We start from the raw sequence: 18,102 nt of genomic DNA, 5'->3' as shown, positions 1-18,102 counted from the left end.
ATAGACTGGTCTGGCAGGGGGCCAAACTCAGAGCGCAGTGCAGCAACCATCCAGCCAGACAGGTAGAGGTATTTACGGTCAGTGCTGTTGAAGTGCTTCTTAATAGAGATCAGTTTTTGCTGACCGATAAAGCCATGCCAGCAGCCCAGAGACTGAGTGTACTGAGAAGAGTCATTATCGTAACGCTCCATGTCTTTACGCATGATAGCGGCGGTGTATTTAGCGATATCCAGACCGGTTTTGAATTTGTTCTGTGCACGCATACGGGCAGCGTATTCAGGGTTGATCGCGTTCCAGGCAGAACCGTAGGTCTCTTTCAGCGCGGCAACTGTTTCGATATCTTTATTCAGACTAGACATGGTAAATCCTTATATTGGTAGCTCTCTGAATCAGTGTTTATGCTTTATAGATTCTGATCAGGGAACGGTTTACTTCTTGCGTCAGCAAATTGTCGAAGTGGCAGACGCCTCACGGAGAGCCCATGATGCGGAGTTTGAGCGGGTGGGTCAAAGCTTTTTTGTGCAGGGCAGCAAAGCTGTAACTGTACTACAAAAGTTGTTTAGACAAGTTTGTAATTTAATTACATAGGGGATCCTGTGTTGCATTGCAGCAAAGTCAGAAGACATCAGTGATCAGCGCCTTATAGTCTAAAGTCTAGCGACTTTCGGTGGGGGGGATAAACCATACATTTACACAAATTTTTAGTTATAAAAACATACTAATTATATAGCTAATTAATATAGGCAGCCTTTGACTACAACATTCATAAAACACTGAAAGCGCGGCAGATCAGAAAAAGATGATAAATATCAGTTAACTAAAACAGAAAAAGGCCAGAGTATCTGACCTTTTTTGGTAAATGGCGGATGACTGCTCCGGGGGAGCCAGAGAGTGAAACCTATAACCCTATGAGGTTATTCTGTATACAGCGATCCCTGGTTATACAGATCAGCAAGTAACTGCAGCTGCTGTTCACTCCATTCTCCCTGATTGATCACAATCAGAGGGGACTGGCAAAGACTGGTGGCTAAAGTGCCGCAGCTTCCCGAGACTTTAAAACAGCTTCCATCAGCATAGAGCTGAATCTCATCACCCTCACCGGCACTGTAGGAGAAGCGACTACCCTCATTACGGATAAAGCAGAGATCACCCTCCTTGAGGGCTTCACGAATCTCGTCCACGGTGGCGGGCTGTTCCGGACGCTGATCCAGTTCAGGATATTTCGGATCAGTGACGAATTTCCCCAACCACTCGCCCAGCCGGGCATCATCTTCAAGGTAGGAGGTAAAGATCTCACGCACTTTTTGCAGGGCCTCGGGGCGGATTTCGCCAGGATTATCCTGCAGGGCCAGATCAGGATCGGTATAGCGGGATTCTGAGGTCAGCTTTTCACCGATAAAATCGGTAAAGCTGCGCATAATCTCAGCGTGTGAAGGCGCTCTGAAACCCACCGAGTAGGTCATGCAATCATCGGACTCGCCTATGCCGTTGTGGCCAACCTGTGGTGGAATATAAAGCATATCTCCCGGTTCAAGTACCCAGTTATACTCTGGCTCCCACTCGGTCATGATCATGACCGGCGTATCGGGGCGACGGGGGGAGTTCTGATCAAAGAAACCGCCAACCTCCCAGCGGCGCTTACCCTGGGTCTGGATCAGAAATACATCATAGTTATCGTAATGGGGACCCACGCCGCCCCCCTGACTGGCGAAGCTAACCATCAGGTCATCGTAGCGCCAGTTAGGAATAAAGCGGAACTGTTCGACGATCTCGCTGGCCTCCGGCACCCAGTGATCCACCGCCTGCACCAGGAGTGTCCAGTGGGAATCGGGAAGATTGCTAAAGGTGTCGTCATCAAAAGGCCCATGTTGTATCTGCCAGTCACTGCCATCCGGGCTCTGGACAACCAGCCTTGACTCAACATCCTCCTCAAGGGACAGGCCCGCCAGCTCATCTGCTCCTACAGGGGCTTCAAAGTCAGGAAAAGCGTTGCGAACCAGTAGCGGCTTCTTCTGCCAGTAATCACGCAGAAACTCTTCGATTGAGATGTCGCCGAAAGGTGAATCACTCATTGATCAGATCCTTTATCCTGGGATTGTATAGTCTCTTGCTTGTCAGCTAACTGAGAGGTGGTTTCGTCTATCGATGTCAGAATGCCACGCAACATGTTTAATTCGGTGCGTTCCGGCCGGGAACGGTTAAAATAGCGACGCAGTTTATCCATCACCTTGCCCTCATGCTGAGGGATGATGAAGTGGGTTTTGCGCAGCGCACTCTCCAGGTGTACGTAGAACCGTTCCATATCCCGGGTCAGGGGGTAGGGCTCATCGCGTTTGATAAAGTCCTGCTTGCTATGGGCCTGCCAGATCTCGTAACACACCAGCTGAATAGCGGCAGACACGTTAAGTACTGGGTATTCAGGATTGGCCGGGATATAGACATGGTAGTTGCACCGTTGCAGTTCAGCGTTGTGCAATCCCATCGTTTCACGACCAAAGATGATGGCAACCTTACCATGCTCTGCTTCACCGACCACCTTGCGGGCACAGTCATGAGCATCAAAAATGGGCAGATCAAAGGTGCGGTTGCGGGCGCTGGTACCGATCACCAACTGGCAATCAGCTATCGCCTCATCCAGAGTGCTGACCACCACTGCACTATCAAGGAGGTCTTTGGCGCCTGCCGCGCGGGCATCGGCTTCCTCATCCGGAAACACCCTGGGTTCTACCAGGTAGAGCTGACTTAAGCCCATATTTTTCATCGCCCGGGCGGCGGCTCCGATATTACCGGGGTGAAAGGTATTGATCAGTACGATACGGATATTGTCTAGCATAGTGTCATCGTTAGTCAGTTCAGGCGGCTATCATAGTCAGTTACGGCCTGGAAGTTATTGTTTCAGATCAGGGTTACTGGGCGCTGATGATCTGCGAAAGGTCGCATACATTGCGTTCCGGTTTGCCAGAAACGAGAGGTTTTTCTGAGTGTATGGTGGTCTGTCGTGGCTGGTTTATGGTGTTCAGAATGGCGTAAGTTTAATGAGTTTTGAGTCGACAATCCAGAATGATTCCGTTGCGATCCGAGGTCAGTGAGTGTCACGGGGAAAAGAATCGCCAGAGAGGTATAAACCGGTCTCTGGCCGCAAAGATCAATATATTGACTGTATAGGTAAATCTGATGCCACCGCTGTCCGGGTTAAACATGCTAATCTGAACGGCCAGTGGATCGCTCTGGCGTTCGACTCAATCCTGGTTCTTGAGGGGGTTATCGTGAATTCAATAGTTACCGCCAAATACGCTGTGCCGGAGCCCGGTGAGTTGCTTGAGGTGGCCCCTGGCGTATTGTGGCTACGGATGCCGCTGCCTTTCGAGCTGGATCATATCAATCTCTATCTGATCGATGATACCGATGGCTGGGTTGTGGTGGACTGCGGTCTGGGAAACACCGACACCCGCGCTGTGTGGCAGACCGTCATAGCCAGTTATTTGCAGGGGCGGCCGATAAAAAAAGTTATCCTGACTCATGCTCACGTTGATCATATCGGCGCGGCGGGCTGGTTGTGTCAGTATACCGCTGCTCCGCTCTGGATCACGGCGGGTGAGCAGGCGACTGCTGAAGAGTATTTCCAGTTAGAGAGCGAGAGTGGCGATACCTTTACGGATCAGGCTCGTTGTTTCCTGCACAGCCTGGGCATGGATCAGCAACAGATCACCGGGATTATGGGGATCTTTAGCGGTATCTCATCACTGGTTCATCCGTTGCCGGACACTATCCGTGAGCTAAAAGAGGGTATGAGTATTCAGATCGGTACCGCTGAGTGGCGGGTGATTGTCTCAGAGGGGCATTCAGAGGCCCATGCCTGTTTGTACTCAGAGGCATTGGGCGTACTGATCTCTGGCGATCAGGTGTTACCCCGGATAAGCTCTAATGTCAGTGTCAGGGCGGGGAAACCTGATGCTAATCCGATGCGGGCCTGGATCGAATCACTGGAGCGGCTGAAAGCGCTACCGGCTGACACTCTGATACTGCCGGCCCATGAACGCCCATTTTATGGCCTCAGACAGAGGCTTGACGAGCTGATTGAGGAGCATATGGAGACCCTGCAGAATGTTGAGCGGGCCTGCTCTGAGCCGGTAACAGTCATGCAGCTGGCGGAGCTGATCTATCAGCGTAAGCTGACACTGTTCGACCTGTTGCTGGCGGGAGGGGAATGCCTGGCTAATCTGAACTACCTGCAGGCAGAGAAGCGTCTCCAGTGTTTGCCAGATGCCGAGGGGGTGCTGGTTTTTTCCCAGTCCCAGTCTCAGCAGCGTTAGTGAGATGATTAATGGTTTAGTGTCCGGGCAAATTTTTGCAGATCCCAGATAAACCGCTCGCGGTGGAATAGCTGAGGTGAGTGATCTGATTTTTCGTAGATATGCAGCTCTGAGGCGGTAATATTATCCCGTACATACTCAGCCACCGATTGACCATAGAACTGACTCTCATCACCATATATCAGCAGTGCGGGGATAGTTATGGATGGCAGCATATCTCTGTAATCTGCAGCGGTAAGGCTTTCCCAGCACTGTATCAGAGGTTCACTCTCCAGGGTTTGCAGGTGCTCCCTCATCTGCTGAAAGCCCCGCGAGTTGCGACGGTAGTTCTCAAATGATTTACGGTTATAACCATTGGCGACCAGTTGCAGCAATCCTTCAGCAAAGTTATCACGCAGTCTGCCAATAAACTGCTTATTGGCGGCCTGATCAAAATTGCCATAAATACCGTTTTTCCACTGTTCGTCGGTGATAAGTCTGGGAGACTGATCGATAATGCAGATCCCGGCTAAACGCTGACAACCAAAATCGCGGATATATTGCCACAAGGTCAGTGCCCCCATGGAGTGGCCGACCAGTAATACCTTTTCCAGATCGTGGTGTTCAATCAGGGTCTGGAGGTCGTTAGCCATATCGCTGACATGGTTGCTGATGTCAGGGCTTTGCTGATGGCCGCCGTGGCCCCGGGCATCCCAGCAGATCACATCATGTTCATCTGCCAGTGCGGAGGCGAAGGGTAGCCAGTCTTTTGCACTGGCACTCCAGCCGTGAAGAAAGATAACCGGGTTACCTTTGCCCAGTCGCAAATAGTGAATCTTTGCTCCATCGGAAGCAGTAATTATTTCCATTATTTCAAATGCTTGCGGAATTAAGTTAAAGCAATAAAAAAGCAGAGCCGGGGCTCTGCTTTTATACTATCAGCGATCTTCAGATCGCTTTAGCCTGCTCGACAGCGTTGCCGATGTAGCTGTGTGGTGTGAGCTGTTTAAGCTCCTCCTTCGCTGCATCAGGCATCTCCAGGGTATCAACAAATGCCATAATGGTCTCTTTGTTCATCTCCTGACCACGGGTCAGGGCTTTGAGTTTTTCATAGGGTTCTTCAATCCCGTAACGGCGCATCACCGTCTGAATCGGCTCGGCCAGGACTTCCCAGCTGTTCTCCAGATCGGCATCCAGGCGGGCCGGGTTCAGTTCCAGCTTGCTGATACCTTTAAGGCTGGACTGGTACGCAATCAGGCTGTAGCCAAAACCAACGCCCATATTCCGCAGAACTGTCGAATCGGTCAGGTCACGCTGCCAGCGCGATACCGGCAGTTTGGCCGCCAGGTGTTGCATTACGGCGTTGGCGATTCCAAGATTACCTTCGGAGTTTTCAAAATCGATCGGGTTAACCTTGTGCGGCATAGTGGAGGAGCCCACTTCGCCAGCAATGGTTTTCTGCTTGAAGTAACCCAGAGAGATATAACCCCAGATATCACGGTCAAAGTCGATAATGATGGTATTGAAGCGGCAGACCGCATCAAACAGTTCAGCGATATAGTCGTGGGGCTCGATCTGGGTGGTATAGGGGTTGAATGTCAGCCCCAGGCTCTCGACAAACTCCTGCGCATTCTTTGCCCAGTCAATATCGGCGTAAGCTGACAGATGAGCGTTGTAGTTGCCTACAGCACCGTTAATCTTGCCCAGCAGCTCAACCTTTTTGATCTGATTGATCTGCCGTTGCAGACGGTAAGCGACGTTCGCCAGTTCTTTACCGACAGTGGTTGGCGAAGCGGTCTGTCCATGGGTACGGGACAGCATGGGCTGAGCGGCATAGTTGCGGCCCAGCTGTGCGATCTCATCCGTTACCTGCTGCATGATCGGTAGCATCACTTCCTGACCCTGTTTCAGCATCAGCGCGTGGGACAGATTGTTGATATCCTCAGAGGTGCAGGCAAAGTGAACAAACTCACTGACAGCAGCCAGTTCGGCATTATCGGCAATATGTTCTTTAATCAGGTATTCAACCGCTTTCACATCATGGTTGGTGGTGCGCTCAATCTCTTTTACCCGGTTAGCTTCAGTTTCGCCGAAATTATCAACCAGAGCGTTCAGAACTGCATTGGCTGCATCGCTTAGTGCTGGCACTTCAGTAATTTGAGGGTGAGCGGCCAGTTTCTGCAACCAGCGAACTTCAACGGTTACACGGGCGCGTATCAGACCGAACTCACTGAAAACCGGGCGAAGATCAGCAGTTTTGCTGCCGTAACGACCATCAACTGGAGAGATCGCTGAAAGAGAAGAAAGATCCATATCGAGTAGATACCTGACTGGGTTAAATTTTTGAGGGCGAATTATAGCTAAAATAGCCCCTCAGGGAAAATCCGATGGGTATTTATTTATCGCCGAATAAAATTGCTTAAGTGTCGGGGTTGAATATCAGTCCCGTCCGCTGATCTGCCGCACTGATGGACGCAGTCGGGATTTAAAAAATAACAGGTGCCAGCGTTTACCGCCTACCTGTCGCCATAGCATGGCGGAACGGATGCCTGCTAACAGAAGCGCCCGTATTTTGGCCGCATTTTCTGCATTCTGCAGATGGCGGGGTTCGCCGGTGACCTGTATGCGAAAGCTGAATGTACTGAGGGTATCCTGATAGAGACTGGCCAGGTTTGCCACGACGCTGGGATGAGTATAGGCCGCAGGATTGTCCTTGAGGCTGGTGCCGGCCTCGGCAAAATAGCTGGCTTGCTGAGCGATCTTGTCGATACGCTCACCAATCACCTTCAGCAGATCCGGCCGCTTATTCAGCTTTCTCTCAAGATGGATGAGGCTCAGGCCATAACGGATGATATCCTGATTCTGGTCGGCACGACTCTTGTCCAGCAGTTCCTGAAGTCCGCGAAATCCCTGACTAAGATTGATCGGAAGATCATGAACACCACCAAAGATCTCTTCGGTGGTCTGCGGGTTGGTGACAAAGATGCTGGCCAGCGATGTTTCAAAGCTGTTCTGCGACACCATTCCCCGGGTTGCAATCTGTTCCACCAGACTGGCTGCCTGAAACAGTCCGGCCAGGGCGATTGCCTGTTGATCTTCTGCTCTGGACATATTATCGATCGATCTCCCTATGCTGCTGTGGAATCTGTTTTCCCGGTGGTTTCAATAACGCCACCGCCAAGACAGATGTCGTTATGGTATATCACAACTGACTGCCCCGGGGTAACTGCGCGCTGGGGCTCGTCAAACTCAATGCGAAAGCCGTCACCCTCAGCGAAGACAGTGCAGGCCTGATCAGACTGACGGTATCTTACCTTGGCGCGACAGCGAAAAGGCAGGGTGGGGGTGTCGCCGCTGATCCAGAAAATCTCACTGGCGGTCAGCCAGTTACTGAACAGCAACTCATGCTGCTGCCCCTGGACCGCTATCAGGACATTACGTTGCAGATCTTTTTCCGCCACAAACCAGGGTTCTTCCGGATAATCTTTTAAACCGCCAATACCCAGTCCCTGTCGTTGACCAATGGTGTGATACATCAGCCCCTGATGCTGGCCGATGACATCTCCTTCCGGTGTTTCGATATTGCCGGGCTGCGCGGGCAGGTATTGCTTAAGGAAGTCGGTGAAACGGCGCTCACCGATAAAGCAGATACCGGTGCTGTCTTTCTTGTTGTGGGTAATAAGATCGTGCTGTTCGGCCAGACGGCGCACTTCGGGTTTTTCCAGCTCGCCTACCGGAAACAGGGTTTGTGCCAGCTCTTCAGAGCCGACCTGATGCAGGAAGTAGCTCTGATCCTTGTTGTTATCCAGGCCTTTAAGCAGTGCCGCTTTACCATCAATCTCACCCCTGCGCACATAGTGCCCGGTGGCTATCATGTCAGCGCCCAGCATCTTTGCATACTCAAGAAAAGCCTTAAACTTAATCTCACGATTGCAGAGAATATCCGGGTTTGGAGTGCGGCCTGCTTTATACTCTTCGAGAAAGTGCTCAAATACATTATCCCAGTACTCAGCAGCAAAGTTAGCGGTATGTAATCTGATACCCAGCTTATCGCTGACCGCCTGAGCATCCGCCAGATCGTCCATCGCTGTGCAGTATTCAGTACCATCATCCTCATCCCAGTTTTTCATAAACAGGCCTTCAACCTGATATCCCTGCTGTTGCAGTAACAGCGCGGAGACCGATGAGTCCACACCACCGGACATGCCGACGATGACTTTTATAGCTGCAGGATCATGTGTTGCAGGGGGGTTGTTAGCTGCTTCTGACATAGGGAGTATATGCGACCTTAAAACTGTATGTTCTGGTTAATATGCGACCGGAGTCACGTAATTCAATGCTTCACTGCTGATTTGCTTCAACAATGACCGACAGCGGAAAACGGTTGCCCGCAAGGTAATCATCGATGCAGCGGGTGACCATGGGGCTGCGCAATCTTTCTTTGTGCATCTCCAGCTCTTCACGACTCAGCCAGATAGCCCGTTCAATGCCGGTATCCAGTGGCTGGTCAGGATCGTGACTATCTGCCTGTGCGGCGAAGCAGTAGCGGTGGTAAGTAATCCCGTTGGCGGGTGCCGTGTAGACATAGATACCTATCAGTGCGGTTGGGGTGACGCTCCAGCCGGTCTCTTCCTGTGTTTCACGGATCGCCGCTTCGATGAAGGTCTCATTTGCCTCGACGTGGCCGGCAGGCTGATTGATAACCAGTTGCTGCAGTGATAATGACTGCTCTTCCACGCAGAGAAACTTATTGTCCTGCTCAATAATGGTTGCCACGGTCACGTGGGGTGTCCAACGCATTCTTCATCCCGTATATTAGGGGGCATAAAACTTTGTGAAGCCCCGTTGTTTCGATTTTGTTTCGATCACCTGCAGACCATTTTTCACTGCAGTGTGTACAGGCGGCCAACCTTACCATTTTTGATCACTTTTGGCTGTATTTTGGAGTCCCCATTGTTCAAAGATTTTGTTTCGGTTCAGACAGATGATTTCTCTTTAGCTGAGCTGGCTGATCAGGTCAGATCAGAAGATGCCAGTAATGGTGCCGTTGTCACCTTTACCGGTATTGTGAGGCAGCTTCCCAATGGCCCGGGGTTACAAGCGATGTACCTTGAGCATTACCCCGGAATGACTGAAAAAGCGCTTAAAGATATTATTGCTCAGGCCCGCAGTCGCTGGCCGCTGGGGAATGTGGTCGTGGTTCACCGCATTGGTCGTCTGGAACTGAATGAGAATATTGTCTTTGTGGGGGTCGGTAGCGCTCACCGGCGGGCGGCGTTTGAAGCCGCTCAGTTTATTATGGATTATCTCAAGCGTGATGCACCGTTCTGGAAGAAAGAGATCACCGTTGAAGGCGAGCACTGGGTTGAGGCTAAGCAGAGTGATCTCGATGCCGCTGAGAAATGGTAATACCCCGCGCAGAAACCGTGCAGAAGAAGACTAACGTGGCCTGTTTTTGGCTTTACGGCCAGGTCTGGGGGCTCTGGATTTCGTGGCTGCAGATCTACCTGAGGAAGATGTTCTGGCAGTGCCGCGGTTATCATGCCGCCTGGCAGATGGTTTTGGTGCCGCAACAGGGATGTAAACCTCTTCAATACGAAGCTCACCGGGCTGCAGTCCCTCCAGGCCCCAGTTGCCTATCGCTGCGCGGATCAGTCTGAGTGTAGGAAAACCCACCGCAGCGGTCATCCGTCTCACCTGGCGGTTTTTTCCCTCTGTTATTTTCAACTCAATCCAACTGGTAGGCTGATGCTGGCGTTGTCTGATGGGAGGGTTGCGCGGCCAGACGTCGGGGGCTGCAATTTTTTTGGCAGCGGCGGGGCGTGTTACTCCATCTTTAAGCTTCACGCCCTGGCGCAACTGTTTTAATGCGTTGTCATCTATATCCCCTTCAACCTGTGCCCAATAGGTCTTCTCAAGCTTAAACTTGGGGTCGGCCAGTTTATGTTGTAGCTGGCCATCATCCGTCAGGATCAGCAATCCTTCCGAGTCGTAATCCAGCCGTCCGGCCGCATACACCCCTTTGTGCTGAATATAATCAGCTAACGTGGGACGGCCTTCGCTATCGGTAAATTGTGTCAGCACCTGAAAAGGCTTGTTAAACAGAAGTATACGGGACATAGAGCTTTCCGGTGCAGCAATTGGATTGGACGGGCAAGCAGGTTATCAGCGTCTATACTGTTTCTGCAAGTTGATCATCGTCAGCACAAAAAACTGCGAAACCACAGGACAGGAAAAAGGAGGGTGAACGATGGCTTATTCAAAGATCACGGTTCCACAGGGCAGTAAGATCACAGTGAATGACAATAACTCGCTGAATGTACCCGACCATCCGATCATTCCCTATATCGAGGGTGATGGCATCGGTATCGATGTCTCCCCGGTGATGCTTGAGGTTGTTGATGCCGCCGTGAGCAAAGCTTACGGCGGGCAGCGTAAAATCGCCTGGATGGAAGTATATGCCGGAGAGAAAGCGACCAGCATCTATGATCAGGATACCTGGTTGCCGCAAGAGACGCTGGATGCATTTAAAGAGTTTGCCGTGGGGATCAAGGGGCCGCTGACCACACCGGTCGGTGGTGGTATACGCTCACTCAATGTTGCTTTGCGACAGGAGCTGGATCTGTATGTTTGTCAGCGTCCGGTGCGCTGGTTTAAAGGGGTGCCCAGTCCGGTTATCAATCCCGGAGATGTGGATATGGTGATCTATCGGGAAAACTCTGAAGATATCTATGCCGGCGTTGAGTGGCAGGCAGGAAGCCCCCAAGCCGACAAGGTGATCCGCTTCCTCAAGGAGGAGATGGGGGTGACCAAAATCCGCTTTGACACCATGTGTGGTATCGGTATTAAGCCGGTCTCAGAAGAGGGTACAAAGCGACTGGTAAGGCGGGCGCTGCAATATACAATCGATAATGATCGCAGCTCGATGACCCTGGTACACAAAGGTAATATCATGAAGTTTACCGAGGGGGCCTTTAAAGACTGGGGCTATGAGATTGCCAGAGATGAGTTTGGCGCTCGGCCACTTGATGGCGGCCCCTGGATGAGCATAACCAACCCGAATAATGGTAAACAGATTGTTGTTAAAGATGTGATTGCCGATGCGATGTTGCAACAGATTCTGCTGCGTCCGGCTGAGTATGATGTGGTGGCTACCCTGAATCTGAATGGTGACTATATCTCTGATGCCCTGGCAGCAGAAGTGGGAGGGATCGGTATTGCACCGGGGGCTAACCTGTCGGATAAAGTGGCGATTTTTGAAGCGACTCATGGCACAGCGCCAAAGTATGCGGGTAAGAATATGGTAAATCCCGGTTCTATCATTCTCTCTGCTGAGATGATGCTGCGCCATATGGGCTGGCTTGAAGCGGCGGATCTGATTATAAAAGGGATGGATGGCGCAATTACCGCGAAAACAGTGACCTACGATTTTGAGCGTTTGATGGAGGGTGCGACACTGCTTAGTAGCTCAGCGTTTGGAGAGGCCATTATCCACCATATGTGAAGCATTCAGAGCATATATAAGTGCTGTTTTTCTGAGGCAGAGTAGTTCAGGTTGACGATAATCAGTTAGGGGTGTCGCATTTCGGGTAACTGAACTGCAGAAAAGGCAGTTAACTAACTGCCTTTTCTATACTGTATGGGGAATAAAGCACCGCCGGTACTGAGGGAGGTACGATCTGGCGTTAATCGATCTCCTCTGTTTCTGATAAAGCTAATAGTCTGATATTGATAGCATGTGTTCCCTTTGGCCCTGGAGCTGTTTCGAATTGAACGCTCTGTCCCGCTCTGAGGCTTTTATATCCTTCGCTCTGTATAACTGAGTAGTGTGCGAACAGATCCTCTTCAAAGTCCGGTGAAACAATAAAACCGAAACCTTTGGCGTTATTGAACCATTTTACTTTCCCTGTGTGCATTGGTGCCCCCCAATTTCCAAATTACCAGGCCCAATTGTCTTTGGGCCTGTCACCACAACAAACTCTCTTGCTACAATAAAGCAATATGAGTGAGATTGTTCCTTGTCATCATGCAGGGACAACTGATACTGCACATATTCTTAACTCCTGCCCTTGAATTATATCATTGGGCTGGAGGCCCCAGATATCAAGGGGTGCCCATAATGGTGCATGAAAAACTGTTAATTTTTTTGAGATATGATATGCGTCAAGAGCTTTGCGAGATTAAACTTTCAGGTGATGCAGACGAATTTAGTGACCATAATAATACCGGTGTAGTCACTGAAGAGGCCAAGCCTGAACTGAAGAGACCCTCGATGTACCGGGTGGTATTGCTAAATGATGACTATACTCCAATGGATTTCGTAGTACAGATTCTGATGGGTTTTTTTGCAATGAATCAGGAAAAAGCTACACAAGTGATGCTGGCGGTCCATACTAAAGGAAAGGGGGTATGTGGTGTTTTTACCCGCGATATAGCTGATACTAAAGCAGCACAGGTTAATCAGTGCGCCAGAGAGAACAAACATCCTCTTTTGTGCGAAGTAGAGAAAGCGTAACGGAGCGTTAGGTATGTTAAATAAAGAGCTTGAAGATACGCTGAGCGTTGCCTTTAAAAGTGCGCGCGCTAAGCGTCATGAATTTATGACAGTAGAGCACCTGCTATTGGCTCTGCTGGATAATTCCGAGGCCCGTGCAGTTCTGGACGCCTGTGCAGTTGATCTTGAGAAGATGCGAAATTTATTGAGCACCTTCATCGAAGACACGACTCCTCTGCTACCCGAGAATATTCCCGATGTAGAGACCCAGCCCACCCTCGGATTCCAGCGGGTATTGCAGCGGGCGGTATTCCATGTGCAGTCTTCCGGCAAGGCTGAAGTGAATGGTGCCAACGTACTGGTAGCCATCTTCAGTGAGCAGGAGAGTCAGGCGGTTTATGTGCTCAACCAGCAGGGCATTGAGCGTATCGACGTGGTTAATTATATCTCTCACGGGATCTCCCGTGTCGAGGAGGACGACAGTCGTCCCAGCGACGAGGGTCTGCTGGAAGGCGATAATGCGACCGATAAAGAGAAAAGCCCGCTGGCGAACTTCTCTGTCAATCTGAATGAGCAGGCATTATCTGGCAGAATCGATCCACTGGTGGGTCGTGATGATGAGATTGAGCGGGTGGTGCAGATTCTTTCCCGTCGCCGTAAAAATAACCCTCTGCTGGTGGGTGAAGCGGGTGTGGGTAAAACGGCTATCGCAGAAGGACTGGCCAAGCTGATTGTTGAGGCTCAGGTGCCGGATGTTATCGCTAAGAGCGTGGTGTATTCGCTGGATCTGGGTGCGCTTCTGGCAGGGACCAAATACCGGGGGGATTTCGAAAAACGACTGAAAGGCCTTCTCAATGAGATAAAAGATCAGGACCATGCGATCCTGTTTATCGACGAGATTCATACCATTATAGGTGCGGGCGCAGCCTCTGGTGGCTCAATGGATGCGTCCAATCTGCTCAAACCGCTGTTGAGCTCAGGGCAGTTGCGCTGTATCGGCTCAACGACCTTTCAGGAGTTCCGTGGAATTTTTGAGAAGGACAGGGCGCTGGCGAGGCGCTTCCAGAAGGTGGATGTTCTGGAGCCTTCGGTGGAGGATACATATCGTATTCTTCAGGGGCTTAAAAGCCGTTTTGAAGCCCATCATGATGTGAAGTATACCGATGAGGCGCTGCGGGCAGCTTCCGAAATGGCTGACCGTTATATCAATGATAAGCATATGCCCGATAAGGCGATCGACGTGATCGATGAAGCGGGGGCCTATCAGCAACTGATGCCGGCAGAAAAACGCAGTGCGATTATTGATGTTGCCGAAGTTGAGATTGTGGTGGCTAAAATTGCCCGGATTCCAGCTAAAAGTGTTTCTGTGTCTGATAAAGAGCAGCTTAAAAAGCTGGATAGCAACCTTAAGATGGTGGTTCTGGGGCAGGATCAGGCGATCGACACGCTGTCTGCTGCCATAAAGCTCTCCCGTGCCGGGCTGAATGAGCCGAATAAGCCAGTGGGCTCATTCCTCTTTGCTGGTCCGACCGGGGTGGGTAAAACCGAGGTGACCACACAGCTGGCCCGTATTATGGGAATTGAGCTGATCCGTTTTGATATGTCTGAATATATGGAAAGGCATACTGTCTCGCGTCTGATTGGTGCGCCTCCCGGGTATGTGGGTTATGATCAGGGCGGATTGCTAACAGAGGCGGTCTCGAAGTCACCCCATGCCGTGTTGCTGCTGGATGAGATTGAGAAGGCACATCCGGAAGTCTTCAATCTGCTGTTGCAGGTGATGGATAACGGTACCCTGACGGATAATAATGGCCGCAAGGCGGACTTCCGTAACGTCATCCTGGTGATGACGACTAATGCTGGTATTGAACAGATGACACGTGCATCTATCGGCTTTAGTCAGCAGGACCATACAACGGATGGGATGGAAGCGATTAAAAAACTGTTCACCCCTGAATTCCGCAACCGTCTGGACGGTATCATTCAGTTTAAGTCACTCTCTCCGCAGGTTATCACGGGGGTTGTCGATAAGTTCCTGACCGAGCTGCAGGCCCAGCTGGATGACAAAAATGTGGTGCTTCATATCGATGATGCTGCCCGGCAGTGGTTTGCTGAGAAAGGCTATGATGCCACGATGGGGGCACGGCCGATGAAACGCCTGATTCAGGAAAAGCTGAAAAAACCGCTGGCTGAGATGATTCTCTTTGGCGAGCTGGCAGATGAAGGGGGTGAAGTGGATATCACCGTTAATGCGGATAACGATATTGAGATACATGCGGGGGTGGCGGTTTAATACCGCCAGCCACCGTATAGATATAAAAAAACGGCCTGCGGGCCGTTTTTTTATTAGCGGGCGCGGTAGGTAATGCGGCCTTTAGTCAGGTCGTAAGGCGTCAGTTCAACCTTTACCTTATCGCCAGTCAGGATGCGGATATAGTTTTTACGCATCTTGCCAGAGATGTGAGCTGTAACGACGTGACCGTTTTCCAGTTCTACCCGGAACATTGTGTTAGGCAGTGTGTCGGTCACAACGCCTTCCATTTCAAAGCTGTCTTCTTTAGACATTCATTACCTACCTGAGTTAATTAATTGCAATACTACATTTTGCAGCGCAGTATTTTGCCCTATTTTGTTATCTATATCAAAGAGATTTGGTAAAAATAGCAAACAAATCCTGAGTACCTGTTAAACCGGCGTCGATTATATTGTGGTTATGCTGCAGGAATCCAGCCTCAGGGTGTCATGGCGCATATCAGGAGGTCTGAACAATTACAGCGATGGTTGTGGCCAGTTTGCTGTTTATCACTGACAGCGGAATACTGCTACTGATTCTGCTGGTGGGTGGGGCAGTGAGTGTTAGTCAACGACTATCCACTGGCCATGCAGCAACATTTCAATGGGGTTATAGGCTATTTTATAGGACATCTTCTGGCACTCGCGTATCCAGTAGCCCAGATAAAGATACTCCAGCTCCATCCGCTTAACTTCCTCAAGCTGCCAGAGTATCGCGTAGCTGCCCAGGCTGCGGCGATCCTCGTCGGGGTCGAAAAAGGTATAGATTGCCGATAGTCCCTGCGTAAGATAATCGGTGACCGCAAGCACCAGCAGTTTACCGTCCGGGTCTCTGAACTCGTAAAAACAGCCTTTCTGCCCCCCCTCTATCAGGAAGGCACTGAACTGCTCCGGTGTCGGAGGGTACATATCGCCGTCACGGTGACGGGTGTTGATATATTTTTCATACAGGGCGTAGTATTCATCAGTAAACTGCGGAGGCACTGCTGTAACCTGCAGGTCTTTGTTTTTATTAAAGATTCGCTTCTGACTTTTGCTGGGCCTGAACTCGCGCCCATTGACCCGCACTGAGATACATGCCTGACAGTTGCTGCAGTAGGGGCGGTAGATATGTTTACCACTGCGGCGAAACCCAAGGTCTGAAAGCTGGCTGTAGGCGTCCGTGGAGATGACCTCCTGGGGGTCAACAAACAGCGTTTTTGCTTCAAATCCTTCGAGGTAGCTGCACTCATGTTCTGGTGTTGCATAAAAATGCAGGGTTTTCAGGTTGGTCACTCAGTTCTTACCACGTCTTCTTTATCTATATCAAAATGCCAGCGATGGCTTAGTTCTGTTTCCAGATGGGTATCAAGATACTGCTTAAACTCTGCTCGCGGAATACTGTTAGCTCCCAAACTGGTCAGATGATCATTTTCAATCTGGCAATCAATTAAAGCATAGCCCCATTTTTCCAGTTGTCTGGCAAAAAAAGCAAACGCGATCTTGGATGCATTGGTGGCCCGGCTAAACATCGATTCACCAAAAAACAGGCGTCCCATAGCGATACCATAGAGTCCGCCGGTCAGGGCGCCATTCTGCCATAACTCGACCGAATGGGCGTAACCCCTATGATGCAACTCGGTATAAGCGCTTTGCATCGGAGCGCTGATCCAGGTGCTGTCGCTGTAATGCCTGGGGGCAGCGCAGGCTTCGATCACCTGGATGAACGCCCGGTCAAAAGTGATCTCAAATTCAGTGTTTCGAATCGCTTTGCGCAGACTTCTAGAGATATGTATCTGCCCCGGAATCAGCGTGCAACGGGGATCTGGCGACCACCAGAGAATAGGCTCCCCGGGGCTGTACCAGGGAAATATCCCCTGCCTGTAAGCCGCAATCAGACGCTCTGGGCTGAGATCCCCTCCCGCAGCCAGTAAACCATTAGGATCATCCAGCGCCTGGGTGATCGGGGGGAACTGGTTGCTGTAGGGATCAAGCCACAGAATCATCAGTTGCTACTCAGGCCTGATCGTCCAGATAGCGCTCAGCATCCAGTGCTGCCATGCAGCCAAAACCAGCCGAGGTGATCGCCTGACGATAGATGTGATCCGCCACATCGCCCGCGGCAAATACACCTTCAACCGAGGTCTGGGTTGCATTACCGTCGCTTCCGGATCTGATTTTCAGGTAGCCGTTGTTCATCTCCAGCTGACCGTTAAAGATCTCAGTGTTGGGTTTATGGCCGATAGCAACAAACACGCCCTGAAGTTCGAGTTCGCTCAGTGAGTCATCCACTGTGCTTTTAACCCGGATACCGGTGACACCCATCGGATCACCCAGTACTTCGTCCAGCTGATGGTTCCAGAGAATGTTGATATTGCCATTTTCAGCACGCTCAAACAGCTTGTCCTGAAGAATCTTCTCGCAGCGTAGTGAATCGCGTCGGTGAATCAGGGTAACTTCGGCAGCGATATTGGACAGGTAAAGGGCTTCTTCGACAGCGGTGTTGCCGCCACCGATTACCGCCACTTTCTGGCCGCGGTAGAAAAATCCGTCACAGGTAGCGCAGGCACTAACCCCTTTACCCATAAATGCTTCTTCTGAAGGCAGTCCGATATACTGGGCGGATGCACCGGTACAGATAATCAGGGCATCACAACTATACTCTGCCATGTCGCCTTTAAGACGGAAGGGGCGATGACTGAGGTCAGTCTCACTAATGTGATCAAAAATTACCTGGGTATCGAAACGTTCTGCATGGGCCTGCATCCGCTGCATCAGCTCTGGCCCCTGAACTCCCTCAGCATCTCCGGGCCAGTTGTCAACATCGGTCGTAGTGGTTAACTGACCGCCAGCCTGCATGCCGGTAATCACAACTGGGTTAAGGTTGGCCCGGGCGGCATACACTGCAGCGGTGTAGCCTGCGGGGCCGGAGCCGAGAATAATCAATTTATGGTGTTGTATTTCGCTCATTGGTGATCCGTTCTCTGTTCACACATTATATTGACGCCTATTATGCCCGTTTCATGGAGCGGACAAAACAGCAAT

At 50.8% G+C, this 18,102-nt stretch carries 18 protein-coding genes and 1 pseudogene; 5 read left to right on the top strand and 14 right to left on the bottom strand.

Annotated features, from left to right (window positions below; genetic code table 11):
- The 3 genes and pseudogenes from BMY09_RS13520 to trmJ form a co-directional block, all read right to left on the bottom strand.
- Positions 1–359 (bottom strand): annotated as a pseudogene (locus BMY09_RS13520) (isocitrate lyase); the annotation flags it as partial.
- Between the two features lie 555 nt (positions 360–914).
- A complete protein-coding gene (locus BMY09_RS13510; protein ID WP_091359165.1) occupies positions 915–2,072 on the bottom strand; it encodes a ribosomal protein uL16 3-hydroxylase in 1,158 nt (385 codons plus the stop codon).
- Positions 2,069–2,833 carry a tRNA (cytosine(32)/uridine(32)-2'-O)-methyltransferase TrmJ gene (trmJ, locus tag BMY09_RS13505; RefSeq protein WP_091359163.1) on the bottom strand — a complete coding sequence of 255 codons (765 nt, stop codon included), beginning with the start codon at positions 2,831–2,833 and terminating at the stop codon, positions 2,069–2,071. Before trmJ ends, BMY09_RS13510 begins: the two co-directional genes overlap by 4 nt.
- Positions 2,834–3,089: 256 nt before the next feature.
- On the opposite strand from trmJ, the gene BMY09_RS13500 reads away from it, so the two are divergent.
- A complete protein-coding gene (locus BMY09_RS13500) occupies positions 3,090–4,313 on the top strand; it encodes an MBL fold metallo-hydrolase (protein WP_091359160.1) in 1,224 nt (407 codons plus the stop codon).
- Positions 4,314–4,321: 8 nt separating this feature from the next.
- On the opposite strand, the gene BMY09_RS13495 is transcribed toward BMY09_RS13500, so the two are convergent.
- The 5 genes from BMY09_RS13495 to BMY09_RS13475 form a co-directional block, all read right to left on the bottom strand.
- The gene (locus BMY09_RS13495) at positions 4,322–5,161 is read right to left on the bottom strand and encodes an alpha/beta fold hydrolase (RefSeq protein WP_091359158.1); all 840 of its coding nucleotides are present in this window, start codon (positions 5,159–5,161) and stop codon (positions 4,322–4,324) included.
- Positions 5,162–5,240: 79 nt separating this feature from the next.
- Complete coding sequence (purB, locus tag BMY09_RS13490; RefSeq protein WP_091359155.1) at positions 5,241–6,605, bottom strand: adenylosuccinate lyase; 1,365 nt, start codon at positions 6,603–6,605, stop codon at positions 5,241–5,243.
- A gap of 126 nt (positions 6,606–6,731) precedes the next feature.
- Positions 6,732–7,403, bottom strand: a complete 672-nt coding sequence (gene hflD, locus BMY09_RS13485; RefSeq protein ID WP_091359152.1) for a high frequency lysogenization protein HflD — start codon at positions 7,401–7,403, stop codon at positions 6,732–6,734.
- Between the two features lie 17 nt (positions 7,404–7,420).
- Entirely contained in the window at positions 7,421–8,563 is a 1,143-nt protein-coding gene (mnmA, locus tag BMY09_RS13480) for a tRNA 2-thiouridine(34) synthase MnmA (RefSeq protein ID WP_091359150.1), read from the bottom strand.
- Positions 8,564–8,633: 70 nt separating this feature from the next.
- The gene (locus tag BMY09_RS13475; RefSeq protein ID WP_091359148.1) at positions 8,634–9,092 is read right to left on the bottom strand and encodes an NUDIX hydrolase; all 459 of its coding nucleotides are present in this window, start codon (positions 9,090–9,092) and stop codon (positions 8,634–8,636) included.
- A gap of 153 nt (positions 9,093–9,245) precedes the next feature.
- Here BMY09_RS13475 and moaE point away from each other — a divergent pair, with 153 nt between their 5' ends.
- The gene (moaE, locus tag BMY09_RS13470; RefSeq protein ID WP_091359219.1) at positions 9,246–9,701 is read left to right on the top strand and encodes a molybdopterin synthase catalytic subunit MoaE; all 456 of its coding nucleotides are present in this window, start codon (positions 9,246–9,248) and stop codon (positions 9,699–9,701) included.
- A gap of 30 nt (positions 9,702–9,731) precedes the next feature.
- Here moaE and BMY09_RS13465 read toward each other — a convergent pair whose 3' ends face one another.
- Complete coding sequence (locus tag BMY09_RS13465; RefSeq protein ID WP_091359147.1) at positions 9,732–10,412, bottom strand: pseudouridine synthase; 681 nt, start codon at positions 10,410–10,412, stop codon at positions 9,732–9,734.
- 130 nt (positions 10,413–10,542) lie between these two features.
- Here BMY09_RS13465 and icd point away from each other — a divergent pair, with 130 nt between their 5' ends.
- Positions 10,543–11,796, top strand: a complete 1,254-nt coding sequence (gene icd / locus BMY09_RS13460; protein ID WP_091359144.1) for an NADP-dependent isocitrate dehydrogenase — start codon at positions 10,543–10,545, stop codon at positions 11,794–11,796.
- Between the two features lie 181 nt (positions 11,797–11,977).
- Here the strand turns inward: icd and BMY09_RS13455 are convergent, their stop codons facing one another.
- Positions 11,978–12,208 (bottom strand): cold shock domain-containing protein, encoded by a 231-nt coding sequence (locus BMY09_RS13455; RefSeq protein ID WP_091359142.1) that lies wholly within the window; start codon positions 12,206–12,208, stop codon positions 11,978–11,980.
- Positions 12,209–12,450: 242 nt separating this feature from the next.
- On the opposite strand from BMY09_RS13455, the gene clpS reads away from it, so the two are divergent.
- Positions 12,451–12,807, top strand: coding sequence for an ATP-dependent Clp protease adapter ClpS (gene clpS / locus BMY09_RS13450; protein WP_091359217.1), 357 nt, complete (start codon positions 12,451–12,453; stop codon positions 12,805–12,807).
- A gap of 13 nt (positions 12,808–12,820) precedes the next feature.
- A complete protein-coding gene (clpA, locus tag BMY09_RS13445; RefSeq protein ID WP_091359139.1) occupies positions 12,821–15,079 on the top strand; it encodes an ATP-dependent Clp protease ATP-binding subunit ClpA in 2,259 nt (752 codons plus the stop codon).
- Between the two features lie 53 nt (positions 15,080–15,132).
- Here the strand turns inward: clpA and infA are convergent, their stop codons facing one another.
- The 4 genes from infA to trxB form a co-directional block, all read right to left on the bottom strand.
- Positions 15,133–15,351: a translation initiation factor IF-1 gene (gene infA, locus BMY09_RS13440; protein WP_091359137.1), complete on the bottom strand. Its 219-nt coding sequence runs from the start codon at positions 15,349–15,351 to the stop codon at positions 15,133–15,135.
- Positions 15,352–15,642: 291 nt separating this feature from the next.
- Complete coding sequence (locus BMY09_RS13435; RefSeq protein ID WP_091359134.1) at positions 15,643–16,353, bottom strand: arginyltransferase; 711 nt, start codon at positions 16,351–16,353, stop codon at positions 15,643–15,645.
- The gene (gene aat, locus BMY09_RS13430; protein WP_091359130.1) at positions 16,350–17,063 is read right to left on the bottom strand and encodes a leucyl/phenylalanyl-tRNA--protein transferase; all 714 of its coding nucleotides are present in this window, start codon (positions 17,061–17,063) and stop codon (positions 16,350–16,352) included. The genes BMY09_RS13435 and aat overlap by 4 nt, the downstream gene beginning before the upstream one ends.
- A gap of 10 nt (positions 17,064–17,073) precedes the next feature.
- The gene (gene trxB / locus BMY09_RS13425; RefSeq protein WP_091359127.1) at positions 17,074–18,027 is read right to left on the bottom strand and encodes a thioredoxin-disulfide reductase; all 954 of its coding nucleotides are present in this window, start codon (positions 18,025–18,027) and stop codon (positions 17,074–17,076) included.
- Between the last annotated feature and the right edge of the window lie 75 nt (positions 18,028–18,102).

It is taken from the genome of Amphritea atlantica, assembly GCF_900111095.1.
GTDB lineage: Bacteria > Pseudomonadota > Gammaproteobacteria > Pseudomonadales > Balneatricaceae > Amphritea > Amphritea atlantica.
This window is presented reverse-complemented; position numbering and strand designations above follow the sequence as displayed.